Raw genomic sequence first — 25,918 nt, 5'->3', positions numbered from 1 at the left:
TCTCAGACCGGTGACCCGCATGCTGGCGCTGACCGCGGCGCTGGCGCTGGCCGGCTGCGCGGCCACCGTGGCGCCGCCGCCGGCATCGACCTTGCAGACGCCGGCCGCCTGGCGCACGCCGTCGGCCGGCCAGGGCCAGAGCGCCGGTCCCGTCGCGCAGCAGTGGTGGCGCGCGTTCGGCGATCCGGTATTGAGCGACCTGGTGACGCAGGCGCTGGCGCACAACGGCGACCTGCGCGTGGCGCGCGCCCGCGTGGCGCAGTACCGCGCGCTGGTCGGCGTGGCGGCAGCGGGCCAGCTGCCCGCGGTGTCGGCCGACACCGCGTCCACCCGCGCGCGGCAGGTGTCGGGCGGCGTGCCCGTGATCAGCAACGTGTACCAGGCCGAGGTGCAAGCCAGTTACGAGGTGGACCTGTGGGGCCGGCTGGCCGCTGCCACCGATGCCGCCACCGCCACCTACCAGGCGGAGCAGGCCAATGCCGACGCGGTGGCGCTGTCGATTGCCGCCACCGTGGCCACCGGCTACCTGAACCTGCGCGGGCTCGACGCCCAGCTGGCGCTGACGCAGGCGACCCTGAAGCTGCGCGAGCAATCGCGCGATCTGGCCCAGCGCCAGTTCGAGGTCGGCTACAGTTCGCGCCTCGAATGGTTGCAGGCGCAGGCCGAGTACCAGAGCACGGCCGAGACGGTGCCGCAATTGCAGCGCCAGATCTTCGAGCAGGAAAACGCCCTGTCGCTGCTGGTGGGCGGCAATCCGGGGCCGGTGGCGCGCGGCGCCGAGCTGACCGCGCTGCAGGCGCCGCCGGTGCCGGAAGGCCTGCCATCGGCGCTGCTGCGGCGCCGGCCCGACATTGCCCGCGCCGAGTACAACCTGGTGGCGGTCAACGCCAACCTGCAGGCCACGCGCGACCAGCTGCTGCCCTCGTTCAAGCTGACCGCCGTCGGCGGCATCCAGAGTCTCACCATGCACGACTTCGTGCATGCGCCCACGAGGCTGTGGCACCTGACCGGCGCGCTGGCCGCGCCCCTGTTCGACGGCGGCCGCGTGCAGAGCCAGACCGACGCGGTGGCGGCCCAGCGCGACCAGGCCATCGTTGCCTACGAAAGCGCCGTGCGCAATGCCTTTGCCGAAACCGACAACGGCCTAGGCGCCATCGCCCGGCTGAAGGAGCAGGCGGTCCAGAACGACGCCCGCCGCGCCACCGCAGCGGAAACGCTGCGCATCGCCCGCAACCGCTACCGCAACGGCTACGCGTCCTACCTCGAAGAACTCGACGCCCAGCGCACGCTCTACAGCGCAGACGTCGGCAGCCTGCAACTGCGCACCCGCCTCCTCACCGCCGCCGTCGACCTGTACCGCGCCATGGGCGGCGGCTGGACCGCCACCGCTCCCGGCAATTAGCGGCGCAGCCGGCGTTTGAGCCAGTGCTCGATGTCGTCGACGTAGGTAAACACGGCGGGCACCACCAGCAGGCTGAGCAGGGTTGAGGTGATCAGGCCGCCGATGACGGTGATCGCCATCGGCGAGCGGAAGCTGGGGTCGGCGCCCCAGCCCAGCGCCAGCGGCAGCATGCCGGCGCCCATGGCGATCGTCGTCATCAGGATCGGGCGGCTGCGCTTGTGGCAGGCGTCCACCAGCGCGTCGAAGCGGTCCATGCCGGCCTGGCGCGCCAGGATGGCGTAATCGACCAGCAGGATCGAGTTCTTGGTGACGATCCCCATCAGCATGATCAGGCCGATCATCGACGGCATCGACAGGGCCCGGCCCGTGAGCAGCAGCGCCACGAAGGCGCCGCCGATCGACAGCGGCAGGGCGGCCAGGATGGTCAGCGGCTGCATGAAGTCCTTGAACAGCAGTACCAGCACGCAGTAGATGCACAGCACGCCGATCAGCATGGCGGTGCCGAAGCTGTTGAACAGCGCCGCCATCTCCTGGGCGTCGCCCAGTTCCGCGATCTTGACCGACTTGGGCAGGTTCTGCAGCGTGGGCAGGGCGCGCGCTTCCTTGTTCACTTCGCCGAGCGTGCGCCGGCCCAGCTCCACCTCGAACGTCACGTTGCGGCTGCGGTTCAGGCGGCTGATCTGGGCCGGGCCGCTTTCCATGGTGATGGTGGCCACCGTGGCCAGCAGCACCGGTCCGTTCTTGCCCGGCACGGTCAGGCGGCCGATGGCGCCGAGGTCGGCGCGCACGGCGTCGGGCAGCTTGACGCGGATCGGCACCTGGCGCTCGGGCAGGTTCATCTTGGTGAGGTCGGTATCGTAGTCGCCGGCCGTGGCCACGCGCACGGTCTGGCCGATCGACGCGGCCGTCACGCCCAGGTCGGCGGCCCTGGCAAAGTCTGGCGTGACGATGATCTCGGGGCGCACCAGCGAGGCGCTCGAGCGCACATTGCCCACGCCTTGCAGCGTGCGCATTTCGCGCTCGACCTTGAGCGCCGTCTCGCGCAGCGCCACCGGATCGTCGCTGCGCAGCACCAGCTGCATCTTGACGCCGGTGTCGGGCGGACCCACCTTGAAGCGCGCGCCGGCAACGGCGTCGAGCCGGGTGCGCAGCTGCGCTTCCAGGTCGGCCATCGAGGCCTGGCGTTCGGTGCGGTGCACGGTGGTGAGCGTGAGTACGGCGCTGCGCGCCTCGGCCGCCGCGCCGGGCGCGAAGGCGTCGCCGCTCGAACCGCCGCCGATGGAGCTGAACACGGCGGCGATGCCGGGCACCTGCATTGCCGCCAGCCGCGCGCGCTCGGCCACCACCCGCGTTTCGGCCAGCGTGGCGCCGGGTGGCAGTTCCAGCTTGATCTGGGTTTGCGAGCGGTCGGCCGCCGGCACGAAGCCGGTGGGCAGCAGCCCCACCAGCGCGATCGAGCACACGAAAAACACCAGCGATGTGATGGCCGTGATGCGGCGGTGCGTCAGGCACCAGCGCATGCTGCGCATGTAGCGCGTCATCAGCCAGCCGTCCGGCTTTTGTTCGTGACGTGCGGGCTTGAGCAGGTAGGCCGCCATCATCGGCGTGAGCAGGCGCGCCACCACCAGCGAGGCGAGCACCGCGATCACGGCGGTCCAGCCGAACTGCTTGAAGAACAGGCCCGGCACGCCGCTCATGAAGGCGGTGGGCAGGAACACGGCCACCAGCGCGAACGTGGTGGCGATCACCGCCATGCCGATTTCGTCGGCCGCCTCCAGCGCCGCTTCCATCGGGCTTTTCCCCATGCGCAGATGGCGCTCGATGTTTTCGATTTCGACGATGGCATCGTCCACCAGCACGCCGACCACCAGCGCCAGCGACAGCAGGGTGACGATGTTGAGCGTGTAGCCGAACAGCCAGATGCCGAGAAAGGCCGGCATTACCGACAGCGGCAGGGCGGCGGCGGCAACCAGCGTGGCGCGCCAGTCGCGCAGGAACCACCACACCACCAGCACCGCCAGCAGCGCGCCCTCGTAGAGCAGGTGCATCGAGCCGTCGAAGTCTTCCTCGACCGGGATCGCATTGTCGATCACCTGCTGCAGCACCACTTTCGGGTTGTCGAGGTTGAGCTGTCTGATCGCTGCGCGCGCGCCGCGCGCCACGGCCACTTCGCTGGCGCCCTTGGTGCGGAAGATCTCGAAGCCCACCACTTCGCGCCCGTCCTGCATGGCCAGCGCCCGCGGTTCGGCGACGGTGTCGGTAATGGTGGCCACCTGGTCCAGCCGCACGCGGCGCCCGTCGGTCAGCGGCAGTTCGATGGCGGCCAGTTCGGCTGCGCTCTTGACGGTGGCGATGGTGCGCACCGACTGTTCGGCGCCGCTCACGTCACCGCGCCCGCCCGGCGCCTCGCGCTGCACCAGCCGCAGCTGGCGCGAGACATCGAGCGCCGACACCCGCAGCGCCGCCATGCGTGCGTCGTCGAGCTCCACGCGGATTTCGCGCGACACGCCGCCCACGCGCTTGACCGCACCGAGGCCCGGCACCGTCAGCAGGCGCTTGGTCACGGTGTTATCGACGAACCAGCTCAAGGCCTGCGCGTCCATTTTTTCGCCGGGCACGTTGGCTGCCGTGGCAGTAAAGGTTTGCACCACGCGCCCTGCGGTGGCCGTCTTGGTGACGGACGGATCGCGCAGTTCGGCCGGCATGTCGGCTTTCACGCGCGCCACCGCGTCGCGCACGTCGTTGACGGCGTCCGACAGCGGTTTTTCGAGGATGAATTCGACCGTGGTGGTCGAGACGCCATCGAGCACGGTCGAATAGATGTTTTTCACGCCCTGCAGCGTGGCCACCGAATCTTCGATCTTGCGCGTGACTTCGGTTTCCAGCTGCGCCGGCGCTGCGCCGTCGAGCGTGGCGGTGACGGTGACGATGGGCAGTTCAATGTCGGGAAAATCCTGGACCGGGTTGGCCTTGTAGGCCATCAGGCCGGCCAGCGTGAGCAGCGCGAACAGCATGATCGCCGGGATCGGATTCCTGATCGATAAAGCGGAAAAGTTCATGGCGGTCCCTATTCTGCAGTCCGCGCTGCGGCCGGTTCCGCCACCACGTGTACCAGGTCGCCGTCGTTGAGGAAGCCGGCGCCGCGCAGCACCACCGGCGTATCGGCCTGCAGGCCGCCGATCACCTCGATGCGGTCGCCGATGCGGCGGCCCGGCTGCACCTTGACCTGCGCCACGTGCTGGTCCGGTGTCAGGCGGAACACGAAGCTGAAGCCATCGCGCACGACCACCGCCTGCTGCGGCACGGTCAGCGCCGACGACGAGCCCAGCTCGAACTGGCCGCTGGCGAACATGCCGGCCTTGAACGGCGCCTGTTTCGATCCCGCGTTCTGCGGCAGGTCCACATACACGAGCGCGGTGCGGGTTTGCTGGTCCACGGTCGGTGCGATCATGCGCACCTTGCCGGTGGTGGTGCTGCCGTTGGCCGCCTTGACCAGCGCGACGGCGCCGGGGGCGATGCTGCGCAGGTCCTGCGACACCACCTCGGCGCGCCACTCCAGGCGGCCCTGGCGGATCATGCGGAACAGCTCCGTCCCGGGCGCCGAGACGGCGCCCACGGTGGCGGTCCGCGCCGAGATCACGCCGCTGTCGGGCGCCAGCACCCTGGTGTACCTGAGGCGCAACTGCTGCGTGGCCAGCGCCGCCTGGGCCGAGGCGATGCGGGCGTTGGCAGTCTGCTCGGCCGTGTTGTACTGGCTGATTTGCTGGGTGCTGAGCGCGCCGCTGTCCTTGAGCGAGCGGGCGCGCGCGGCATTGGCGACCGCGTCGGCGGCGCTGGCCTGGGCCTCGAGCAGCGTGGCCTTGGCCTGCGCCACGTCGGCGTTGACGGTGTCGGCCGAGAACACGGCCAGCACATCGCCGGCCTTGACCGTGTCGCCGACATTGACCCGCACCTCGGTCAGGCGCAGGCCGTTCGATTCGCTGCTGACGCTGGCCTCCTGCCAGGCGGCGACATTGCCGTTGGCGGTCAGCGTGACCGGCAGCTGCGCGGTGGCCGGTTTGACCACGGTGACCGTCAGCGCCGGCTTCGGCGCCGCGTTCTTTTGATCGTCGGCGTGCTGGCGGGTGCTGGCATACCAGGCGACGGCGCCGATGACCAGTAGCGCCAGCACGGCCAGCGCGACGGGTTTGCGCTGCGATTTCAGAGTTTTCATAAGTGCGGTCTCAGGGTTTTATTTTGGGGCAGGGGCAGGGGCGGTCCAGCCGCCGCCGGCTGCGCGGTATAACGCCACCCAGGCGGCGTTGCGTTCGCGCGCCAGCGTGACTTCGTTCTGTTCGGCGGCCAGCCGGGTACGGCGCGCGTCTTCCAGTTCGAACAGGCTGGCCATGCCGTTCTTGTAGCGCTGCTCCACCGCGTCGAAGTTGCTGCGGTAGCCTTGCGTGGCGGTGCTGGCGTCGAGCGCGCGCCGTGCCGTGCTGTCGAGGTTGACCATCGCCTGTTCGACCTCGCTCACGGCCTGCCGCACGGTGGCGCGGTAGTTGACCACGGCAGCGTCGTAGCGCGCGCTGGCCGCCGCCTCGCTGGCGCGGCGCCGGCCGCCATCGAACACCGGCACCGATACCGACAGCGGACCGATGGTCCAGGTATCGGTCCTGGTGTTGACGCCGGCGCTGTGGAAATTGGCAATGCCGATCGCTCCCGACAGGCCCAGGCGCGGATAACGCTGCGCGCGCGCGCCGCCGACTTCCGCGCTGGCGGCAGCCACCTCGCGCTCGGCGGTGAAAACGTCGGGGCGCTGGGCCAGCGTTTGCGCCGGCAGTTCCGGCACGCCGATGGCAGGACCTGCGAGCGGTGCATCGATGGTATGCGCTGAGGCCGGCGCATCGGCCGCAGATCCTGCGACCGGCGCATCGATCGTACGCGCCATGGCCGGCGCATCGAAGCGAGTTCCTGCGACCGGCGCATCAATGACAGGCGCCGTGGCCGGAGATCCGGCGGCAGTCCCTGCGACCTGTGCATCGACGGTACGTGCCATCGCCGGCGCATCGGCGGCAGTTCCTGCGACCGGCGCATTGATGGCAGGCGCCGTGGCCGGAGATCCGGCGGCAGTTCCTGCAACCGGTGCATCGATGGCACGCGCCGTGGCCCGCGCACCGGCGGCAACCGCTTGCACCGCCGTCGAGTCGTCGCGGGCCAGCCGGCGCCGCAGCGCTGTTTCCGGCATGGCGGTCAGCGCCACCAGCGCCTTGAGGTTGACGTCGCAGCTGGCGCGCTGGGCCAGGTAGCGGCTGTTGCCGTCGGCGGCGCTGGCGCGCGCCAGCGCCAGGTTGGCCGGCGACTCGAAGCCGGCATTGGCCGACAGTGCAGTCAGGCGCGCGGTGTCGGCACGCGAAGCGGCGTCCTGCCGGGCCACCTCCATCAACCGCTGGCAGGCGCGCAGCGCGTAGTACTGGTTGGCCGTTTCGGCCGCCACCGAGACCCGGGCGTCGTGCCAGCCCGCCTGCGCGCTCTGGTAGCGGGCATCGGCTGCGTCGCGCACGGCGCGGTTGGCGTCGAACAGGTCGAGCTCCCACGACGCCTGCAGCGCCACCTGCGACGTCGTGCCCATTGGCGTGAGCGACTGCTGGTTGGCGCGGCTGATGCTGCCGGTGCCGTCCAGATTCGGTACCAGTGCCGCACCGGCAGCCACCTGGTCGGCGCGCGACTGGGCAATGCGCGCGGCGGCCGACGCCACGGTGGGACTGACCGTCTGCGCCGACTCGATCAGCTCGGCCAGCAGCGCGTCGCCCTGGTGGCGCCACCAGCTGGCCAGGTTGGCGCGGCTGCCGCCATGGGGCAGCGGTGCCTGCCACTGCAACGGCGCTTGCGGGTCCACCTGCGGCGCCGGCGTGGTGACGGCGCAGGCACTGAGCGTCGCCATTGCCGCTGCCAGCAGTACGGCCAGCGGCGTGCGTAAAGTCGTGTTCATGCTGTCCTTCGTTGGAGTTTGGTCTGTTCGCACTGCACCAGCGCCTCGGCATAATCAACCAGGCGCTCGGCCCATGCCGCCAGCGCGGCGGGGGACGCGACCAGCTCTGGCGACACGGCGGCAATCACGTCGCGCCCGATCAGCAGGGTGACGCACAGGCCGGGAATCGCGTGGGCCAGGCGCTGCAGGTCGGGCGTGACGTCCTGCGTGCCCAGGTGGCGGCACAACACCCGCAGCAGCGCGCTGTGTTCGGGCTTGATGTTGTTGTCGATTTCACGCTGCCACAGGCCGGTGGGCTCGAGCATCTCGCGGTAGAACAGGCGCAGCATCACGTCCGCCTCCTCGTGCTGCATCAGCGGCGCCAGCATCTGCCGGTAATAGCCTTGCAGCGACTCGCGCAGCGTGAAGTGCGGCTGTTCGAAGGCGGCGACATTCCCGCCGGGCGTGGTGCACAGGAAGCCGAAGCAGGCCTGGTACAAGCCGGCCTTGTCGCCGAAATAGTAGCTGATGGCAGCCACGTTGACGCCGGCCGCCCCGGCAATGGCGCGGGTGGACGTCTTGGAAAAGCCGTGCTGGCCGAACAGGCGCATGGCCGTGTGCAGCAGCCGGTCGCGCGATTGTTCGCCGTCCGCGCGCGGCTTGCGGACCTCGTCCGCAGGAGGGGTGATCGATGTGGTAGGCATCACGCGATTACAGCACACAATCTAAACGATTGATATAACTAAATCGATCGTTTGGTTTATGGACGCGTCGGGTGCTGCACGGCAGCATCGCGCCGTCATGCCATCCGCATGTGTCGCGGGTAAAAAAATGCCCGCGACCGTTGCCGGTGGCGGGCTTAATTCCAATGTTCAGCGAACGGTTGGAGGAGACAGGTCCAATATATCCCCTTTTATGTTGCGCTGCAATACCGTAAAACTACGGGTGTCGATTATTTTTTCAATTCCGCCGCGGCAGCGCCAGGGTGAACGTGCTGCCGTGGCCGAAATCGCTCTTGAAGAACAGCGAACCGCCGATCAGGTTGGCGAGGTTCTGGCACAGGTACAGCCCCAGGCCGGCGCCTTCGGCGTGGCGGGTGGACGTGGAATCGAGCTGCGAGAAGGCCTGGAACAGCTTGTTCTGGTCTTCCTCGCGGATGCCGGCGCCGCTGTCGGCCACCGAGAATTCCACCATCTGCTGGCCCTCGCCCTGGCGTTGCGCCAGCGAGACACGCACCGAACCGGTTTCGGTGAACTTGATGGCATTGTTGCCAAGGTTGAGCAGGATCTGCGTGAGCGCGCGCTGGTCGGTCTCCAGCACGATGGGCTCGTCGGCGAGCTCGATGTCGAGCGCCAGGTTTTTTTGCAGCGCCAGCGGACGCAGGGTATCGACCACGTCGCGCACCAGGTTCTGGCACTGGACCTTCTGCACTTCGAGCGTGACCTTGCCGGCTTCGATCTTGGCCACGTCGAGTATGTCGTTGATCAAGGAGAGCAGGTGACGCGCACTGGTGCGGATGGTGTTGAGCTGCTTGTCCTGCTCCGCCGTGAGCGGGCCGGGGAGCTTCATCAGCAGCGCGCCGGTAAAGCCGATGATGGCGTTGAGCGGCGTGCGCAGCTCGTGCGACATATTGGCGATGAAGGCCGATTTCATGCGGCTCGCTTCGACCAGCTCGAGGTTCTTGAGGGCGATTTCGCGGTTGATGGTTTCCAGCTCGCCCGCGTGGTTGGCCAGGCGCATATTGAGTTCGATGACCTGGCGTTCGCGCGCCTGCAGTTCGCCGTTGACCTGCACCGCCTGCTCGTACGTCGAAATGAGCAGGTCGAGGATCTGCTGGCGTTCGGCGTTGATGAAGTGCTTTTGCTCGCCCAGGTACAGGGCGATGCCGATTTCCATGTTCTGGTTGCGGCGCAGCTTCTGGTTCATCAGCATATGGCCGATGCGGTTGAGCAGGTAGTCTTCCGAGTACGGCTTGCGGATGAAATTGTCGGCGCCACATTCAATGCCGCGGATGATGTCCTTGGGGTCCATCAGCGAGGTGACCAGGATGACCGGGATCTCGCGCAGCACGGGGTCGCTCTTGATGGCGCGGCACAGCGTGTAGCCGTCCATCTCGGGCATCACGATGTCGGACAGCACCAGGTGCGGCTTGTTTTCGCGGATCGCTTCGAGCGCCAGGCGGCCGTTGCCGGCCACGCGGGCGCGGTAGCGCATCGACTGGATCAGCCGGCGCAGGCGCTCAGCCTGGGTGGGGCTGTCTTCGACGATCAGGATTTCGATTTCATCGGGCTGTATTTCGTAGCTGGCGTCCACTGGCCACCCTCCTGGTGCTTTGATTTTCTGGTAAGACTATAGCGGATTTAGGCGGCTACAGGGGTTTTTCCTCGCCCTGGAATCCGCCCGCGCGCCAGGTCAGCACCAGGGTGTCGCGGTGACCATAAACATGCAGCGGCTGGATCGGCGTCGATTCGTGGATCACGGTGGCGTCGTCGAGCAGCAGCAGGGTCCAGGGCTCGGTCATGGTGAAGCGCCTGCCGGTCGGGCCGTCGGCCTCGAACACGCGGGTTTCGCCGCCCTTGACCTGGTCGCGCGCCACCAGGATCACGGCCACGAAATCGACGCCGTCGCGGTGCGCGCCCTCGGGCGTGGGACGGCCGATGCCGTCGGCGGTATCGATGCGGAACTGGTGCGCCTCCACGTACCACGGCGCGTCGGTATTGCGGGCCACGCTGCACAGCTGGCCGATGGCGGCGATGAGCGCCGGCCACGCCGGCTGCGCCACGGTGGCCGGCATCACCGGCTCGAACAGGCGGTGCATGCCGCCGTGCAGGGCGTTGTATTCGAGCGGCTGCCAGTGCGCGCGGTGCGGCGTCTGCGTGATCTGCGCACCGTGCTGCACGAAGCAGGAATGGCGGCGGCGGCGATAGCGGCCGCCATCCTTGAGGTACTGGTCGGGCGCCAGCGTGTCCCAGCTCGGGGCCAGGGCGTCGAGTGCATCGCGCGGCACACCGGCCAGCGCCGCCACGTCCTGCGGCGACAGCAGTGCATAGCCCTGGGTGCGCAGCGCTTCGGCCGCTTGCGCGCGTGGAGTGTAGATCGGAGTGAATGGCTTCATGATGATATCGGAGACGGTGTTAGCCGGCGGCCATCAGGCTGGCGCGCAGGGCGTCGAGTTGTTGTTTCATGTCCACCACCTGCTCGACCGAGCAGCGCGTCGCTTGCAGGATGGAGGGCGGCAGCCTGGCCGCCTGTGCGCGCAGCGCGTCGCCGCGCGCGGTCAGCTGAATGATGACCTGGCGCTCATCGACGGCGGCGCGGGTGCGGGTAAGCAGCTCGGCCGCCTCCATGCGCTTGAGCAGCGGGGTCAGCGTGGCCGAATCGAGGAACAGCCGCTCGCCCAGGGCGGAGACGGTCTGTTCGTCTTTTTCCCACAGCACCAGCATCACCAGGTACTGCGAGTAGGTCAGGCCGAGACCGCGCAACAGCTTGCGGTAGATTTTGCTCATCGCCAGCGAGGTCGAATACAGCGCAAAGCACAGCTGCTGGTCCAGCAGCGGCGCCCGGCCGGTGCCGGCCTCCACGGTGGCGGGGGCAGCGGTGGCGGGGGAGGGTGTGGTGTCCATGAACCCATTATGGGTAGTGCGCTATACGATTGCAAGCGATGACCTGCAATTAGTCGCGCGCGACAGGGTATGATGTTGCTAATAGCTAATTTTCAGGAGTGCCGGTAGATGAATGCCAAACGAGCCATCGTGCTGATCGTGGACGAGGCCCCGGATTACCTGATCCGGATGAACGGCCAGCTCCAGGACCGCTACGAAGTGCGCCTGGCCAACAGCGGGCGCGCCGCGCTGATGGTCATGGAACAGGTGCCGCGCCCCGACCTGCTGGTGCTGTCGACCGAACTGCCCGACATCGACGGCTACCGCGTGTGCCAGCAGCTCAAGTCCAGTCCCGATACGGCCGACATTCCGCTGCTGCTGGTGCAGGCCGAGCCTGACGAAGCGCGCGCCCTGGGCGCCGGCGCGGTGGACGTGATCGCGCGGCCATTTGCCGGTGACGTGCTGCGCGCCCGGGTGGAGACGCATCTGCAGCTGCGCCATGCGCGCGAACTGCTCAAGCAGCAGCGCAACCTGCTCGAACACGTGGTGGAAGAGGTGACGGCGGAACTGTCGCAGATGCTCGACGCCATGATCTGGGCGCTGGCCTCGCTGGCCGAAACGCGCGAATACGAAACCGCCAATCACCTGCGCCGCGTCCAGCATTACGTGGTGGCGCTGGCGCGCCGGCTGCAGGGCGATGCGCGCTTTGCCGAAGAGCTCAGCGACGCCAACATCAAGGCGCTGTACAAGGCCGCGCCGCTGCACGACATCGGCAAGGTGTCGATCCCGGACGCCATCCTGCTCAAGCCGGGGCCGCTGACCCCGGCCGAATTCTCGGTGATGAAGATGCACACCGTGTACGGCCGCGACGCCATCGTCAACGTGGAAAACCACCTCGGCTACACCAATACCTTCCTGCGTTACGCGCGCGAGATCACCTACTCGCACCAGGAAAAATACGATGGCTCCGGTTACCCGGAAGGCTTGAGGGGCGAAGCGATTCCGCTGGCGGCGCGCCTGATGGCGGTGGCCGACGTCTATGATGCGCTGATTTCCAAGCGCGTCTACAAGCCCGCCTTTACCCACGAAACCGCGGTGGAAATGGTACGCCAGGCCAGCGGCGAGCATTTCGACCCGGACGTGGTGGACGCCATGCTGGTGGCCGAGGAAGAGTTCCGCGACATCGCCGAGCGCTATGCCGACACGGTGCAGGACCTCGAGCACGGCATCGGTCCGCTGCTGTCGCTGCACCGGTAGCCGATCCGGCTGCAATCGGCCGGCGCGGTGCCGGGTCTGCTGCGTCAGCCGTAGCGCTGGCGCAGCAGACCCAGCATCGCCACGTTCAGGTCCCAGGCATTCGATACCGCCGCACCCGTGTACGGCAAGGTCTGGGTGTACGGCACCGGTCCGAATTCGGGCGTCATGGTCAGCCGTTCGGCGCCGGCGGCGCGGCGCAGGCGCACCACCTCGTCCCACCATGCCAGGTGCGCGGCCAGCGCCGGCTGCGATTCCGGTGCGCGGAAGTCGGCCACTTGCGGCCCTTGTTCGTGGCCCACGCGGGCATGGATGTGGCGCACGCGCGGCAGCGTTTCGGCCAGCAGCTGCGGCTGGTCGCCCAGCAGCGACTCGCAGGCGCAGCACCAGTGCGACAGGTCTGCCGTCAGGCACAGGTCGGGCAGCTGGCGCAGGTAGGGCAGCGCCAGCGCCGGGTGCGCGCTCCAGCGGCTGCGGTGGGTTTCGTGATAGATCGGCACGCCGTGCTGGCGCGCGATCGCCGCCGCCAGTTCCAGCAGTTCGCGGTTCTGCTCGACGCTGAAGTAATCCTTGCCGGTCTGCGAATTGACGTGCAGCGGGCGCGCCGCGCAGGCATTGTGCAACAGCGCTTCCAGCGCCGCGCGGTGGGCGGCAAATTCCGGCGCCAGCGCGGTTTCCCACTGGCCCACGATCAGCGCCAGGCCGGCGTCGGCAATGCGGCCGGTCCAGTCGTCGCGCGCGGCCGGATCGAGCGGCAGGGACAGCTCGATGCCGTCGAAACCGGCCGCCTTGACACGCTCGATGAAGACTGCGGCCGGCAGTTCGTTGTTGCCCCAGTGGGCCGCAAAAATCTCGACCTTCATCAGATAAAGCCCCGCACCGGCAGGCGTGCGTCGCGCTGGATCCAGTTCTGCGGCGAGTAGTGCGTGGCGCCGTCGGTGACGTGCAGCGTGTAGGCGTGGCGCGACACCGCCGAGCGGTTGGGCGCGCTGTAGTGGGGCAGCAGGCCGTGGAACACGACCAGGCTGCCGGCCCGGCATGGCAGCGGCACGGCCGTGCTGTCGTCGGGCCATGGCAGGTCGCTGAGCTTTTCCATGCGGACCTGGTCGCCGTTGCGCAGGAAGCGTTCGCGCATCGGACCGCGGTGACCGCCCGGTTCGGCCCACATGCAGCCGTTGTCGAGCGTGGCGTCTTCGAGCGCGAACCAGAACGTGGTCACGCTGACCGGGTCGGTGTCGAAATAGGTAGCGTCCTGGTGCCAGCGCACTTCGCCGCCAATGCCGGGCTGCTTGAAGATGTACATCGATTGCCACACCTTGGCGTCCGCCAGGCCGATGTCGCGGGCGATCGCGTTCAGGCGCGCGTCGGCGGTAAAGGCGCGGAAGGTCGGGTCGAGATCGTGCATGGCGTGGCCGATCTTGTTGATCGACAGCGACTTGTCCTGTTTCAGCTGGCCGTCGGCGCCGAAAGCTTCTTCCTCGAAGAAGCAGCGCACCGTGTTGTCGGAACCGAGGAAGTAATCGTCGGTGGTCTTCTCCTGCTCGATGGTGCTGAAGATGCCCGATTGCGCGGCCGGATCGAACTGGTTGACAATCTCGGCGGCGCGTTCGCGCAGCACGGCGATCTCGGCGGCGCTTTTAAAATCGGGCACCACCAGGTAACCATCGCGTTGGTATTGCAGTTTTTGCGCGTCTGTCAACATGTCGCGGCTCCAGGCTGAAAAGGAAAACCACGATTGTAAGCGCGGCTGCTGCCGGCAACAATCGGCGACAGGTTGACACATTGTCGTCAATCTGGCGACAATCCCCGGCAGGAGGAGACCATGGACCAATTACGTGCGATGGAAATTTTCGTCGAGGTGGCGCGCCTGCGCAGCTTCAGCGAAGCGGGCCGGCGGCTGGGGCTGACGCGCGCCATGGTCAGCAAGCACGTGCTGCAGCTCGAGGAACGGCTGCAGGTACGCCTGCTGCACCGCTCCACGCGCGAAGTGAGCCTGACCGACGCCGGCCAGGCCTACCTGGCGCCGTGCGCGGCTGCCGTGGCCCAGGCGCACGAGGCAGGGCGCGCGGTGGCCAGCGCCGCTGCCGGTCCGGCGCTGGCCGGGCCGCTGCGCATCCAGGCGCCATCGAGTTTCGGCAGCGAGTGGCTGGCCGGGTCGGTGGCGCGTTTCAGCCTGCTCCATCCGCAGCTGGCGCCGTCGCTGCACGTCGACGATGCGCTGCTCGATCCGATCGAACACGGTTTCGACCTGTCGGTGCGCGTGGGCGGCATCCCGGACGTGCACGCGCTGGCGATCCGGCCGCTGGCGCCGTGCCGCGCCGTGCTGTGCGCCAGTCCCGCCTACCTGGCGCGCCACGGCACGCCGGCTGCGCCGCACGACCTGCAGGCGCACCGCTGCCTGCACTTCAGCCACCTGACGGCCGGCACGACGTGGCAGTTTTCAACCGGAACCCAGCGCCAGACGGTCCGGGTGCAGGCGGCGTTCACGTCCAACAACGGCCTGGTGCTGCACCAGGCGGCGCTGCAGGGACTCGGCATCGTGTACCACACGACTTTCCTGGCCTGGCGCGCCTTGCTGGACGGCGCGCTGGTGCCGGTACTGGGCCACTGGGACCTGCCGCTCAACCACCTGTCCGCGCTGTACCCGGCCAGCCGCCAGCCGTCGGCCAAGGTGCGCGCGCTGATCGATCACCTGGTGGCCGAATACCAGCCGGCGCCGCCGTGGGACCGGGCGTTGCAGCAGCGTGGGCTGCTGGCTCAGGGCCGCCAGGCACCGTCCGCATAGACCCGCTGGCCGTCCAGGTACACGCCCTCGGTCAGCGCGAACACATCGACGTGGTACCGCGCATCCTTGCGCTTAAACTGCGGCTTCGCATACACGCCATGCTTGGCGCCCAGCGACAGGTGGATGCCGCACATGCGCTCGTAGGTGCCGATGTCGTCCACCATGCGGGTGCGCGAGAAGGCGCGGTTCATGCCGAAGCCCAGTTCGCGCAGCCACACCTCGCCCTCGTGGGCGCGGATGATGGCCAGCATATTGTCGAAAGCGGGCGTGCTGTTTTCGGTGCCGGTTACGCGGCCCTGTTCGACGATGATGGTGACCGGTATCGGCGGCTGGTTGACGTGGAACGAGGTGTCGCCGAACACGAAAATGCGCGCGCGGCCGTTGACTGCTTCGAGGTCGCGCGCTTCGGTAAACACTTCGCCCAGCGGGAACTGGCCGCCGATGTTGGTCATGCCCGTGTAATCGCCGATATTGAGCTTGGCCGCCTCGAACGGCGTGCCGAACACCAGCTGGGCGCCATCGCCGCTGTCGACCATGCCGCCGCTGGCGGCGTCGATGCGCGCCTTGAGCGCGTGGCCGACGCCGCGGTAATAGGCCGGGTCGTAGGCCAGCGCATCGATGTAGGCCAGGCCCTGCGCACCGGGCATGCGCGCCAGGTGGACGTGCTCGATCACTTTCAGGCCGCGCTTGAACAGCTCGATGCGGATGCGGAATGCCTCGAGCCGGAAGCTGGTGGACTGGACCAGCACTACCAGGTCGCCGGCCGCCAGCGTGGCGAAGGCGGCCAGCACGTCGTCCGGGGTGACGGTGTCGAAGTCGATGAAGCGCGCAGTCGGTGCCACCCGGCGATAGGCTTCGGTCAACGCCAGGGCGAGACCGGTGCGCTGATCGTGGACGATCAGCGCCGCATGCGGCGGTGCGTGGCCGATGGCGATGGCCAGGGTGTCGCGCAGGTGGCGCTCGGCCGCATCGACGGCTTCTCGCGGCATGGGCGCCGGTGCGGGTACGGGGTCGGCAGACTGCGCCGCAGCGTGGGCGGGGACGGGAACGGACATCGGGCGGGGGGGAAAGGTCGGGAAGCCCGCATTATAGGATACAGCCGGGGCCGCAGTCCGGCTCGCCATCGCCGCCGATTCGCGTGCACGCCACGCTGCGGCGCCGAATGCTGCCGTTGTCGGCCATTCTCCTTGTCTTGCGCCATTACCACGATATAAAATCCAGAATATAGCCCAAAGGCAACTCGTGGCGATCACAACAGGATGCGTATGACCGTATTAATGGGACAGGATTTGCCGCTGGAACGACCGGACAGCCCCACGGCACGGGCGGCCTTGTTCGTGCCGACTGCCAACATCAAGGGCGACGTGCTCGAAACGGTGCGCCTCGGCGCCGCCATTGTCGGTTTTGGCAACCATGACCGTACGCTCACGATCTATTACGAAAGCAACCGTTTCAACGAACCGAACCTGGTCAAGTGGGAGCAAAAGGCGCGCAAGGCGTTCGACCGCCTGGCGGACAACCTGCCCACGGTCTCCAAAATGATCAGCAAGCCCGAGAATTTCGAACAGGTCGGCTACATCAACAGCAAGGGCATCCTGATCCGCCGCATGGAAAAACTGCGCCACTGGCTGGCCCAGTCGGACGCGCTGGAGACGGCGCCCGAGTCCGATACGATTGCGTTTGCCCCGCCGCCACCGCCCAAAAAGATCGGCACCTGACCTCCTCGAAGCGTGCGCTGCATTCGCGCAAGCCGTTGTACGCTCCTGACAACAATCATTGTTCAAGGAGATGTGCATGAATACCATCCATAACACGATCACGACGCTGGGCAAGACGGCAGGTGCGGTACTGGTAATGGCGGCGCTGCTGGGCGGCTGCCAGAAGAAGGACGACACGGTCGGCGCCGGCCCTGCCGAGACGGCCGGCCGCAAGATCGACCAGGCCAGCGAGCGCGCCAGCCAGGAAATGAGCCAGGCCAGCCGCGAAGCGGAACAGAAAATGAACGAGGCCGGTCACAAGATGGACCAGGCGGCCAAGGAAACCAGCGCAAAGCTCGACCGCGCGGCCGACCAGGCTGGCACCAAGCTCAATGAGGCGACCGACAAGGCAGGCCGCAAGCTCGAACAAGCGGGCGAGAACATGCAGCAAAAGGCTGCCGAGCGCGAAGCCAACAAGTAAGCAAAAAATAAGCAAAAGCAAACCAGGCCAGTGCGCCGCCCGGCCGGCGCGCTGCCCGCCACGCACTCTGCGCAGGTGTTCCTACACGCCGGCGCGCTTCAGAGGCACGACGTTGTCCCGCGTCGGCGGCGGTGCTTCCGGCGTGCCGCCCAATACCACGTGCAGATCCACATAACCGTCGCGCCATGCCCGTTCGAGATCCTGTTCGATGGCCTCGAGCGACGTGTGATCGATATTGGCGAAACCGCGCACGCCATAGGCGCGGTTGCGGCCATGCGACTTGGCCAGGTACAGCGCCATGTCCACCAGGTTGACCGCCCGCTCCCACGCCAGCGGCGTGGCGCCCGGCGTCAGCGGGTAAGGCGCAAATCCCACCGAAACATGGACCGCGATCTGGTGCTCCTGGTAAGCCACGCGCTGCGACCCGATGCCGTCGAGGATGCGGCGCGCAATGTCATCGAGGCCGTCGCGCGGCACGGCCGGCAGGAAGGCCAGGAATTCCTCGCCGCCCCAGCGCACGATCATGTCGGTTTCGCGCAGCGCCACCTGCAGCTTGGTGGCGATCGCCTTGAGCACGGCGTCGCCGGCGGCGTGGCCGTAGCTGTCGTTGATATGCTTGAAGTGATCGACGTCGAGCAGGAACAGCGCCCCTACCAGGTCGTCGCTGCGGGCGGTGCGCCGCTCGGCCTGCGACCAGTCCGATGGCGCCGGCGGACCAGGCGTGGGCGCCAGCGTGCGCATATAGTCCTGGAAGTGGCGCCGGTTGTACAGTGAGGTCAGCGGATCGCGGGTCGACTGGGTTTTCAGTTCCAGGTTCTTTTCCTCGAGCAGCACATTCGCCTGGCGCACCTTGCGGTACAACAGCGCACCCACGGCCGCCGCCAGTGCGCACACCAGCGCCAGCAGCCACCAGATGCGCTGCTGCAGCTGGCGGTTGTCCAGTTCCGCCGTCTGCAGCTGGTTCTCGCGGCTGAGCAGCTCGATCTGCCGCTTCTTTTTCTCGGCTTCGTATTTTTCCTGCAGCTCCATCATCGACTTCTGACGCTGGCGCTCGAACAGTTCGTCGGACAGCTCGCGCTCGCGGTGATACGCCTTCAAGGCGCCGGACAGGTCGCCGGCATTTTCCAGCGCCACGCCGTACTCGCGCACGACCAGCTGCAGTTCCGGCTTGTTGTTTTCCTTGTCATAGCGCTCCATGCCGGCCTCGAACTGGCGCTTGCCCTCCTCGATACGGCCCATGGCCAGCAGCGCATTGCCCAGGTTGACGCGGGCCGTGGCCTCGACCGAGGCATTGTTGCTGCGCTGGGTGAGATGCAGCGCCTCCTGCGCATACTGGGCTGCGCGCGGATAGTCGTGCAGTTTCAGGTGCAGGTCGGCCAGGTTGACCAGCGTGGAGGTGACCATGCGCTCGGCGCCCATCTTGCGCTGGATCTCGAGGCTGGCGCGCAGTGCGCGCATGGCGCGCTGTAGCTGGCCGGTATCGCTGGCCAGCCAGTATTCGGCGTTCCTGGCGATCGACATGCGGCCCGGCGAATTGAGCCGGGTGGTTTCGGCGATCAGTTCGTCGAAGCTGGCGGCGGCCTGGTCGAATTCCTTCATCTGCACCAGCAGCAGGGTGAGGGCATTGAGGGCGGCAGCGAGCGTGGTGGGATCGGTGGTGACGGCGCGCGCCATGTCCACCGCCTGCTGCAGCTTGACCAGCGCTTGCGGGAAATTGCCCTGTTCGGCGAAGGTCTGGCCGGCGGTGATGGTGGCGTGGGCGCGCAGGGCGGCGTTGTCGGTGCGCAGGGCCAGCTTTTCGGCCTCGAACGCCAGCGCGTGGGCCGCCTCGATATCGGCGCGCGCCGACAGCACATAGGCCTTGGTCAGCTGGGCGTTGGCGACGATGGCGTCGTCGTGCAGCGCACGGCCCATGGCCATGGCTTTTTCGGTCGCCACCATGGCGTCGGTGTAACGGCCCTGGCGCATCAGGGCGTCGGCTTCGACGATCAGCAGGTCGGCCTGCAAGGCGGGCGGTTTGTTTGCCAGCTCGGGCGCCAGCAGTTCCAGCGCCGCCAGCGCCTTTTCGGGAACGAAGCGGCTTTGCTCGCGGATGTCGATCAGGCGCGCGCGCAGCGCTTCGACGGTGACCTGCGGCGGCACCGGCGCAGCTGCAGGCACCTCGGCGTATGCGTGGTGCAGCGCCAGGGTGGACGCCAGCACGGCTGCCCGCATCAGCGCCCGGACCTGCCGGTGCGCCTTGCCCCTGCCATCGCGATATCCCGATCCTGCCAACGCCACCCCTTCGCATGTATGTCTGTTCAGCTTCGACAATTATATGCGTATTGCAACCAAGAAATGCAGCGCGATGTTGCATTTAGCCGTGTCAAGACACAATGCGGCGCGGCGGCGCAACAGTGACGCGTGCGCCGCCGCCCGCGTTCCGCGGCAACGGGCTGCTGGCGCCCCTGCTCCCGCTGCCCCTGCGGCTCGGGCTCAGTTCATGCTCAGTTCATCGTCAGTTGCTGCAGCAGGTACAGGCGCTGGTACAAGCCGCCCTCGATCTGCATCAGCTTCTCGTGCGGCCCGGTTTCCGTGATGCGGCCGTGATTGAGCACGATGATGCGGTCGGCGTCGCGGATGGTGGACAGGCGGTGCGCGATGGCGATCACCGTCACCTTGCCGCGCAGCTCGTCGAGCGCGGCCTGCACCACCTGCTCGGTTTGCGAATCGATGTGCGAGGTTGCTTCGTCGAGCAGCAGGATGCGCGGCTGGCCGGCCAGGGCGCGGGCAATCGCGATCAGCTGCTTCTGGCCCACGGCCAGGCGCGAGCCGCCTTCGCCCAGTTCGGTGTCGTAGCCGCGTTCGAGCGCCACGATGAAGTCGTGCGCATGGGCCGCGCGCGCCGCCGCTTCGATCTGCGCCTGCGTCAGGCCGCGCCCCATGTCGATATTGTCGCGGGCGGACGCCGCCAGCAGGAACGGGTCCTGCGGCACCAGGCCCACGTCGGCGCGGAAGCGTTCGTTGTCGATGTCGTCGAGCGCCACGCCGTGCAGCACGATGCTGCCGTGCGGCGCCGGATAAAAGCGCAGCAGCAGCGAGAGCAGGGTGGACTTGCCGCTGCCGGTATGGCCGACGATGCCGATGAAGGCGCCGGCCGCAATCTCGAGCGACAGGTCGTGCAGCACCGGTTGGCCCGGGGTGTAGGCGAAGTTAAGGTGGCTAATCGCCACCGCCGGCAGCGTCGCGCTGTCCGCCGGCTGCGCGCTGGCAGCGGCCTGGCCGAGCGAGGCTGCCGAGTGCTCCTTTGCTTGTGCTTCGTCGAGCAGCGTGGCCACGCGGGCGCTGGCCACCACGGCCTGCTGCAGCTGGCTGAACTGCATGGTGATCTGGATCAGCGGCTCGATCACGCGCGCCAGGTAGCTGATGAACGCATACAGCACGCCTACCTCGGTGGCGGTCATCTGGCGCTGGCCGAACACGAAGATCACCACCGCCAGCAGGATCACGTTGAACAGGTCGAGCGCGGGCCGCAGCAGCCAGGCATTGGCGCGCAGCTCGGCCTGGCGCGCCCGGTAGTGTTCGTCGTTGGTGGCGGCAAAGCGCGCACCGAAGCGCTGCTGTGCATTGTTCGCCTGCAGTACGCTCATGCCGCCGATCGATTCGGCCACCTGGCCGTTGATGTCGCTGCGCAGGGCCCGCGCGCGGGTGACGGCCGGCGCGCTCCAGCGCTGGTACAGGTAGACGATGACCAGCACGGCCGGCAGCAGCGCCAGCACCATGCCCATCAGCCGGATGTCGAGCCAGGCCATGGCGGCGATGGTCCCCACCAGCACGATGGTGCTGTCCAACATCACGAACAGGACCTGGATGTACAGGTTCTTCACGGCCTCGGTGTCGTTGGTCACGCGCGAGACCAGCTGGCCGGTGATGGCGCGGTCGAAGAATGACATCGGCAGCAGCAGCACGTGGGTGTACACCATTTCGCGCAGCCGCATCACCGAGCGCATGGCCAGTCCCGACAGGCGCACCAGTTGCAGGTAGCGCAGGCCGCTGGCGATCCAGCCGGTCAGCAGCAGGCCGGCCAGCAGCATGGCCATGCGCGGCCAGTCGAGGTGGCGCGGCAGCAGGTGCTCGTCGATCAGCGCCTTGCCCATCAGGGGACCCAGCACCTCGAACAGGGCAGCGAGCATCAGCCACAGCACGGCCCAGCCCAGGTGGTGGCGGTCCGGGTGGGCGGCGCGCCGCAGCAGCGCAAAGGCCTGGCGCGTCTGGGCGCCGACCGAGGGAGTATCGGATTGTGCAAGCATGGGATCAGAGGGCGTCAAGCGAGGCCTCCAGTTGTTGGTAGCGCCACTGGCTGGCATACCAGCCGTCTTGCGCCAGCAGTTGTTCATGACTGCCCGATTCGCTGATGCGGCCGTCGCGCAGCACCAGGATCAGGTCGGCGTTGACCACCGCGCTCAGGCGGTGGCTGGCAATCACCGCGCTGCGCCCGGCCCGTGCCTGGCGCAGTGCTTCGAGGTGTTCGAGGATGCGCGTCTCGGTGCCGGTATCGACCGCCGACAGCGCGTCGTCGAGCAGCAGCAGATCGTTATCGGCCAGCAGGGCGCGTGCGATCGCCACGCGCTGGCGCTGGCCGCCGGACAGCGTGATGCCTTTTTCGCCCACCTCGGTCTCGTAGCCTTGCGCGAATTTCAAAATGTCGTCGTGCACGGCGGCCAGGGTGGCCGCATGCTCGATCTGCGCGCGGGTGGCGTTCGGGCGCGCCAGCGCGATATTGTCGGCAATCGAGGCCGAGAACAGGAACGACTCCTGCGGCACCCAGCTGATGCCGGCGCGCAGCGTATGCAGCGTGTAGGCGGCCAGCGGCTGGCCGCTCCAGGTCACCGTGCCCGCCTGCGGCGTGAGCTGGCGCATCAGCACCCGCAGCAGGGTGGACTTGCCGCTGCCGGTCGGTCCCACCAGGCCCAGGGTCCGGCCCGGGGCCAGCGTCAGGCAGATGTCCTGCAGGGCGGGCACGGTCTGCTCCTCGTAGGCATAGCGCACGTGATCGAGCACCAGCGCGCCGGGCGCGATGGCGGTCAGCGTGCCATGGTCGTCGATGGCCAGCGGCGCGTCGAGCATCGGCTGCAGGCGCTGCCAGGCGGCGCGTCCGCGCTCGATCAGCGACAGCACCCAGCCGGCCGCGAACATCGGCCAGATCAGCTGGCCCAAATACATGGTGAAGGCGGTGAGCGAGCCGATGGTGAGCTGGTCTTGCCACACCAGATAGCCGCCCAGGCCCAGCGTCAGCGTGCTGGCGGCGGCCAGCGTCAGGCCGACGGCCGGCTCGTATGCGGCTTCCCATACCTGGGCGCGCAGACTGGCGTCCGAGGCGTGCTGCGCCAGTGTCGAAAACTGGCGCGCGCTGCGCTGTTCGAGGCCCAGCGCGCGCAGCGTGCGCACGCCCGACAGGGTTTCCTGCACATGGTCGTTCAGGTCCGAGAAGCGTTTGAGCGAATCGGTGGACGCGGTGTGGATGTGGCCCGAGATATACCAGAACGCCCACGCCATCAGCGGGAACGGCAGCAGCGCAATGCAGGCCAGGCGCCAGTCGACGCCGAGCAGCATGATGCCGAGCACCATGACCAGGGTGAGGGCGCCGTCGAAGCCGGCCAGCATCGCCTCGCCGGCCACCATCTCGATGGCGTCGATATCGTTGGTGGCCAGCGCCATCAGGTCGCCCGTGCGCTGGCGCTGGTAAAAGGCGGCGCCCTGTTCGGACAGGCGTGCGTAGAGCCGCGTGCGCAGCGACACGCCCAGCCGGTAGGCGGCGCCGAACAGCAGCTGGCGCCATGCCACGCGCAGGAAATAGATCGCCAGGCCGATCAGCAGCAGCGTAGCGATGTCGACCATCAGGGCGTTGCCGGACAGCGTATGGGCGGCCAGCCCGTCGATCATGGCGCCGACCTTGCGCGGCACCCAGACAGTGAGCGCTGCCACGCCTGCCAGCATCAGGCCGGACAGGACATAGGCGCGCTTGTGCTGGCGGACGAAGCCGCCCAGCAGCGCGGAAAGAGTAGACATGTAGCCTCGGAATAGCGTTGGGGCGCGCCAATCAATCGTCGCAGGGCGCCCGATGGGCTGGCAACCATCGTGCCAGCGCGTAGTCCGCTAGGATACAGCAAGGCAAGGGGGCGCGCAGCGCGCGTGCCGGCTGCCGATGAAGGCGCCGGCCCGTTGTGCAGGGCCGGCGCCGCGTATCGGACTGGCTGTCAGTGTTGCTACCGCAGTGTTTTTGTCAGCGCGTACCCGCGCAGGCGAGCACCCGGTCGGTGGGTGCCAGCTGGTGGCAGGCGCTGGCAGGTGGTGGCAGGTGCCCGCACGCGGCGGCAAGACGGCGCCGGCGTGGCCCGGCGGCGCGGTTTATTTCTTGTGTTTGCCGGCAGGGAGGTCGGCAGCTTTGGCCTTTGGTGCGACCGCTTTCAGCTTGGGCGTCTTGCTGTCGGCCGCCAGCGCGATCGGCTTGGCTGCAGCCTCGATGTCGGCAATCGGCTTGAGTCCCGGCTGGATCGCTTCGGGCGCGGTGGGGGCGACCGTGGCCGCCAGCGGCGCCGGTGCAGGCGGCTCGTCGCCGTGGACCACCGCCGAGACGGCGGCGGCGATACTAGCGGCAGGCGCCGCCGCCTCGGCTGCCGGCACTGCCACCACGGGCGCGGTATCGGGCTGGCGCGGTGCTGCGGCCGTCGCCGGATGCAACGCCGGCAACGCCGGCACCTCGGCAACGGGCGCAGTCGCTTCCGCTGCCGCGGCCAGGGGAGCCGCCGCCGCTGCTGCGGCGTGCGGCAGCGGCGTTACCCGGGTGCTCTTGATCCATTCCGCCTGCACGCCGCTGGCGATGGCAAACAGTTCGCGGCCGTACGCCAGCAGGCTGTCGATGCCGGTCGGCGCCTCGCGCCCGGCGCAGAAGAATTCACCGGCATCTTTCGATGCCAGCAATTTTCTCGCGGTTGCCGACGATTGTTCGACCGAGGCCTTGGTAGTGCTGAGCTGCAGGGCAAGCAGTTTTTCGGTGCTGTCGAGCGCAGTGTGCGCCAGGCTGTTTAACACGTGGAACTGGGTTTCGAGCTGCGACTTGGTAACGGCGGAAAACTGTTCGGTAATCGAAGACATGGTTTCTCCTGGCGACGGGTCTGTTGCGATGCAATATGAGAATATTCTAGCCACGAACACGGGGCTTGAGAAGTTATTTTTTGTGCCACGGGCGCAAACGGCGCATTAAAACGCGTGTAAGAGTGCCACATGGAAAAATGCAGTGTCCAGCCTTATCGCGGCTTGTTTGATTTATCGCAAGATCAACTCAGAAAACGCCAGCACCGGCTACTGCGCCGCAACAATTCCTGCCGCGAGCTGAAACTGGCTACAATCGGAATATCTATACACCGACGGGGTTCCCATGGATGTGGTCATACGCAACGCCAATCTTGCCGACGGACGCAGCGGCGTCGATATCGCCATTGCGCAGGGGCGCATTGCTGCCATCGCGCCCGCGCTGGCCGTCACCGCCGGGCGCGAGATCGATGCCTGCGGCGACCTGGTCAGCGCCCCGTTCGTCGATGCCCACTTCCACATGGACGCCACGCTCAGCTATGGCCTGCCGCGCGTCAATGCTTCCGGCACGCTGCTCGAAGGCATTGCGCTGTGGGGCGAGCTCAAGCCCGAGCTGAGCCAGCAGGCACTGGTCGAGCGCGCCTTGCAATACTGCGACTGGGCCGTGGCCCGCGGCTTGCTGGCGATCCGGTCGCACGTGGACGTGTGCGATGACCGTCTGCTGGCGGTGGAGGCACTGCTCGAGGTCAAGCGCCGGGTGGCGCCTTATCTGGACTTGCAGCTGGTGGCATTCCCGCAGGATGGCCTGCTGCGCAGTCCGACCGCCTTTGCCAACCTCCAGCGTGCGATTGCCATGGGCGTCGACGTGGTGGGCGGCATCCCGCACTTCGAGCGCACCATGGCCGACGGCGCCGAGTCGGTGCGCCTGCTGTGCGAGTTTGCCGCCGAACAGGGCTTGCGGGTGGACATGCATTGCGACGAATCGGATGACCCCCTGTCGCGCCATATCGAAACCCTTGCCTATCACAGCAACCGGCTGGGTCTGCATGGTCGCGTGACCGGCTCGCACCTGACTTCCATGCATTCGATGGACAACTATTATGTCAGCAAGCTGCTGCCGCTGATCCGCGAGGGCGGGGTGGCGGCCATCGCCAATCCCCTCATCAATATCACGCTGCAAGGGCGCCACGACACCTACCCCAAGCGGCGCGGCATGACGCGCGTGCCGGAAATGCTGGCTGCCGGCATCGATGTCGCCTTCGGTCACGACTGCGTGATGGACCCGTGGTACAGCCTGGGCTCGGGCGACATGCTGGAAGTGGCGCACATGGGGTTGCATGTGGCGCAGATGACGGGGCAGGACGCGATGCGCGCCTGCTACACCGCCGTGACCGACACGCCGGCGCGCATACTCGGCCTGGACGGCTACGGCGTGGCGGTCGGCTGCCATGCCGACCTGGTGCTGCTCGACGCGGCCGACCCGGTGGAAGCGATCCGCCTGCGCGCGGCGCGCCGGCTGGTGATGCGGCGCGGTGTGATCGTGGCCGAGTCGCCGCCCGCGCACGCCAGCTTGCATCTGCCGGGGCGGCCCGGATGCGTGGATTTCCGTCTCGGCAGGTAGACGGGCGCGCCGCTGCGGCAAGGCGGTATGCTGGACTTGCCTGCAGAAATCCATGACA

At 67.7% G+C, this 25,918-nt stretch carries 20 protein-coding genes; 6 read left to right on the top strand and 14 right to left on the bottom strand.

The window, feature by feature from the left end:
* Positions 1–19 precede the first annotated feature (19 nt).
* Positions 20–1,402, top strand: a complete 1,383-nt coding sequence (locus ASF61_RS15505; RefSeq protein WP_056157401.1) for an efflux transporter outer membrane subunit — start codon at positions 20–22, stop codon at positions 1,400–1,402.
* On the opposite strand, the gene ASF61_RS15500 is transcribed toward ASF61_RS15505, so the two are convergent.
* The 7 genes from ASF61_RS15500 to ASF61_RS15470 form a co-directional block, all read right to left on the bottom strand.
* Positions 1,399–4,461, bottom strand: a complete 3,063-nt coding sequence (locus tag ASF61_RS15500; protein ID WP_056157399.1) for an efflux RND transporter permease subunit — start codon at positions 4,459–4,461, stop codon at positions 1,399–1,401. The two genes, ASF61_RS15505 and ASF61_RS15500, sit on opposite strands and share 4 nt — an antisense overlap.
* A gap of 8 nt (positions 4,462–4,469) precedes the next feature.
* Entirely contained in the window at positions 4,470–5,615 is a 1,146-nt protein-coding gene (locus tag ASF61_RS15495) for an efflux RND transporter periplasmic adaptor subunit (protein ID WP_056157397.1), read from the bottom strand.
* Positions 5,616–5,633: 18 nt separating this feature from the next.
* On the bottom strand, positions 5,634–7,370 hold the full coding sequence (locus ASF61_RS15490) for a TolC family protein (RefSeq protein ID WP_229205868.1): 1,737 nt from the start codon (positions 7,368–7,370) through the stop codon (positions 5,634–5,636).
* Positions 7,367–8,053 carry a CerR family C-terminal domain-containing protein gene (locus ASF61_RS15485; RefSeq protein ID WP_056157395.1) on the bottom strand — a complete coding sequence of 229 codons (687 nt, stop codon included), beginning with the start codon at positions 8,051–8,053 and terminating at the stop codon, positions 7,367–7,369. Before ASF61_RS15485 ends, ASF61_RS15490 begins: the two co-directional genes overlap by 4 nt.
* A 256-nt stretch (positions 8,054–8,309) precedes the next feature.
* The gene (locus tag ASF61_RS15480; RefSeq protein WP_056157393.1) at positions 8,310–9,662 is read right to left on the bottom strand and encodes a hybrid sensor histidine kinase/response regulator; all 1,353 of its coding nucleotides are present in this window, start codon (positions 9,660–9,662) and stop codon (positions 8,310–8,312) included.
* A 55-nt stretch (positions 9,663–9,717) separates the two neighbouring features.
* Complete coding sequence (locus tag ASF61_RS15475; protein ID WP_056157391.1) at positions 9,718–10,464, bottom strand: 2OG-Fe dioxygenase family protein; 747 nt, start codon at positions 10,462–10,464, stop codon at positions 9,718–9,720.
* Between the two features lie 19 nt (positions 10,465–10,483).
* Positions 10,484–10,972: a MarR family winged helix-turn-helix transcriptional regulator gene (locus ASF61_RS15470; protein ID WP_229205867.1), complete on the bottom strand. Its 489-nt coding sequence runs from the start codon at positions 10,970–10,972 to the stop codon at positions 10,484–10,486.
* A 108-nt stretch (positions 10,973–11,080) separates the two neighbouring features.
* On the opposite strand from ASF61_RS15470, the gene ASF61_RS15465 reads away from it, so the two are divergent.
* Positions 11,081–12,208, top strand: coding sequence for an HD-GYP domain-containing protein (locus ASF61_RS15465; RefSeq protein WP_056157390.1), 1,128 nt, complete (start codon positions 11,081–11,083; stop codon positions 12,206–12,208).
* A 44-nt stretch (positions 12,209–12,252) separates the two neighbouring features.
* On the opposite strand, the gene ASF61_RS15460 is transcribed toward ASF61_RS15465, so the two are convergent.
* A complete protein-coding gene (locus ASF61_RS15460) occupies positions 12,253–13,068 on the bottom strand; it encodes a sugar phosphate isomerase/epimerase (protein ID WP_056157387.1) in 816 nt (271 codons plus the stop codon).
* Positions 13,068–13,907 carry a phytanoyl-CoA dioxygenase family protein gene (locus tag ASF61_RS15455; RefSeq protein WP_056157384.1) on the bottom strand — a complete coding sequence of 280 codons (840 nt, stop codon included), beginning with the start codon at positions 13,905–13,907 and terminating at the stop codon, positions 13,068–13,070. Before ASF61_RS15455 ends, ASF61_RS15460 begins: the two co-directional genes overlap by 1 nt.
* Positions 13,908–14,027: 120 nt before the next feature.
* On the opposite strand from ASF61_RS15455, the gene ASF61_RS15450 reads away from it, so the two are divergent.
* Positions 14,028–14,990, top strand: a complete 963-nt coding sequence (locus ASF61_RS15450) for a LysR family transcriptional regulator (RefSeq protein ID WP_229205866.1) — start codon at positions 14,028–14,030, stop codon at positions 14,988–14,990.
* Here ASF61_RS15450 and ASF61_RS15445 read toward each other — a convergent pair.
* Entirely contained in the window at positions 14,963–15,979 is a 1,017-nt protein-coding gene (locus ASF61_RS15445; protein ID WP_056157380.1) for a hypothetical protein, read from the bottom strand. The genes ASF61_RS15450 and ASF61_RS15445 overlap by 28 nt on opposite strands.
* Positions 15,980–16,255: 276 nt before the next feature.
* On the opposite strand from ASF61_RS15445, the gene ASF61_RS15440 reads away from it, so the two are divergent.
* Positions 16,256–16,708 carry a hypothetical protein gene (locus tag ASF61_RS15440; protein WP_056157379.1) on the top strand — a complete coding sequence of 151 codons (453 nt, stop codon included), beginning with the start codon at positions 16,256–16,258 and terminating at the stop codon, positions 16,706–16,708.
* Positions 16,709–16,784: 76 nt separating this feature from the next.
* The gene (locus tag ASF61_RS15435) at positions 16,785–17,168 is read left to right on the top strand and encodes a hypothetical protein (RefSeq protein WP_056157377.1); all 384 of its coding nucleotides are present in this window, start codon (positions 16,785–16,787) and stop codon (positions 17,166–17,168) included.
* Positions 17,169–17,249: 81 nt separating this feature from the next.
* Here the strand turns inward: ASF61_RS15435 and ASF61_RS15430 are convergent, their stop codons facing one another.
* The 4 genes from ASF61_RS15430 to ASF61_RS15415 all read right to left on the bottom strand — a co-directional run bounded on the left by ASF61_RS15430 (position 17,250) and on the right by ASF61_RS15415 (position 24,302).
* Positions 17,250–19,442 carry a diguanylate cyclase gene (locus ASF61_RS15430; protein WP_056157375.1) on the bottom strand — a complete coding sequence of 731 codons (2,193 nt, stop codon included), beginning with the start codon at positions 19,440–19,442 and terminating at the stop codon, positions 17,250–17,252.
* 212 nt (positions 19,443–19,654) lie between these two features.
* Entirely contained in the window at positions 19,655–21,457 is a 1,803-nt protein-coding gene (locus ASF61_RS15425) for an ABC transporter ATP-binding protein (protein ID WP_056157374.1), read from the bottom strand.
* A gap of 4 nt (positions 21,458–21,461) precedes the next feature.
* The gene (locus ASF61_RS15420) at positions 21,462–23,216 is read right to left on the bottom strand and encodes an ABC transporter ATP-binding protein (RefSeq protein ID WP_056157372.1); all 1,755 of its coding nucleotides are present in this window, start codon (positions 23,214–23,216) and stop codon (positions 21,462–21,464) included.
* Between the two features lie 339 nt (positions 23,217–23,555).
* Entirely contained in the window at positions 23,556–24,302 is a 747-nt protein-coding gene (locus ASF61_RS15415; protein ID WP_056157369.1) for a phasin family protein, read from the bottom strand.
* Between the two features lie 283 nt (positions 24,303–24,585).
* Between ASF61_RS15415 and ASF61_RS15410 the strand changes: the two genes are divergently transcribed.
* Complete coding sequence (locus ASF61_RS15410; protein ID WP_056157367.1) at positions 24,586–25,860, top strand: amidohydrolase family protein; 1,275 nt, start codon at positions 24,586–24,588, stop codon at positions 25,858–25,860.
* Positions 25,861–25,918: the final 58 nt, after the last annotated feature.

Origin of the sequence: Duganella sp. Leaf126, from assembly GCF_001423125.1 — a bacterium.
Taxonomy (GTDB): domain Bacteria; phylum Pseudomonadota; class Gammaproteobacteria; order Burkholderiales; family Burkholderiaceae_D; genus Rugamonas.
Note: the sequence above shows the minus strand (reverse complement) of the source record. Positions and strands in the feature narration are given on the sequence as shown.

Excerpts from the sequence above, each read along its gene's own strand:
- ASF61_RS15440 (WP_056157379.1), top strand. The coding sequence starts at position 16,256 with ATGACCGTATTAATGGGACAGGATTTGCCGCTGGAACGACCGGACAGC.
- ASF61_RS15465 (WP_056157390.1), top strand. The coding sequence starts at position 11,081 with ATGAATGCCAAACGAGCCATCGTGCTGATCGTGGACGAGGCCCCGGAT.
- ASF61_RS15470 (WP_229205867.1), bottom strand. The coding sequence starts at position 10,972 with ATGGACACCACACCCTCCCCCGCCACCGCTGCCCCCGCCACCGTGGAG.
- ASF61_RS15500 (WP_056157399.1), bottom strand. The coding sequence starts at position 4,461 with ATGAACTTTTCCGCTTTATCGATCAGGAATCCGATCCCGGCGATCATG.
- ASF61_RS15425 (WP_056157374.1), bottom strand. The coding sequence starts at position 21,457 with ATGCTTGCACAATCCGATACTCCCTCGGTCGGCGCCCAGACGCGCCAG.
- ASF61_RS15445 (WP_056157380.1), bottom strand. The coding sequence starts at position 15,979 with ATGCCGCGAGAAGCCGTCGATGCGGCCGAGCGCCACCTGCGCGACACC.
- ASF61_RS15490 (WP_229205868.1), bottom strand. The coding sequence starts at position 7,370 with ATGAACACGACTTTACGCACGCCGCTGGCCGTACTGCTGGCAGCGGCA.
- ASF61_RS15455 (WP_056157384.1), bottom strand. The coding sequence starts at position 13,907 with ATGTTGACAGACGCGCAAAAACTGCAATACCAACGCGATGGTTACCTG.
- ASF61_RS15410 (WP_056157367.1), top strand. The coding sequence starts at position 24,586 with ATGGATGTGGTCATACGCAACGCCAATCTTGCCGACGGACGCAGCGGC.
- ASF61_RS15435 (WP_056157377.1), top strand. The coding sequence starts at position 16,785 with ATGAATACCATCCATAACACGATCACGACGCTGGGCAAGACGGCAGGT.
- ASF61_RS15485 (WP_056157395.1), bottom strand. The coding sequence starts at position 8,053 with ATGCCTACCACATCGATCACCCCTCCTGCGGACGAGGTCCGCAAGCCG.
- ASF61_RS15450 (WP_229205866.1), top strand. The coding sequence starts at position 14,028 with ATGGACCAATTACGTGCGATGGAAATTTTCGTCGAGGTGGCGCGCCTG.
- ASF61_RS15505 (WP_056157401.1), top strand. The coding sequence starts at position 20 with ATGCTGGCGCTGACCGCGGCGCTGGCGCTGGCCGGCTGCGCGGCCACC.
- ASF61_RS15460 (WP_056157387.1), bottom strand. The coding sequence starts at position 13,068 with ATGAAGGTCGAGATTTTTGCGGCCCACTGGGGCAACAACGAACTGCCG.
- ASF61_RS15475 (WP_056157391.1), bottom strand. The coding sequence starts at position 10,464 with ATGAAGCCATTCACTCCGATCTACACTCCACGCGCGCAAGCGGCCGAA.
- ASF61_RS15415 (WP_056157369.1), bottom strand. The coding sequence starts at position 24,302 with ATGTCTTCGATTACCGAACAGTTTTCCGCCGTTACCAAGTCGCAGCTC.
- ASF61_RS15420 (WP_056157372.1), bottom strand. The coding sequence starts at position 23,216 with ATGTCTACTCTTTCCGCGCTGCTGGGCGGCTTCGTCCGCCAGCACAAG.
- ASF61_RS15495 (WP_056157397.1), bottom strand. The coding sequence starts at position 5,615 with ATGAAAACTCTGAAATCGCAGCGCAAACCCGTCGCGCTGGCCGTGCTG.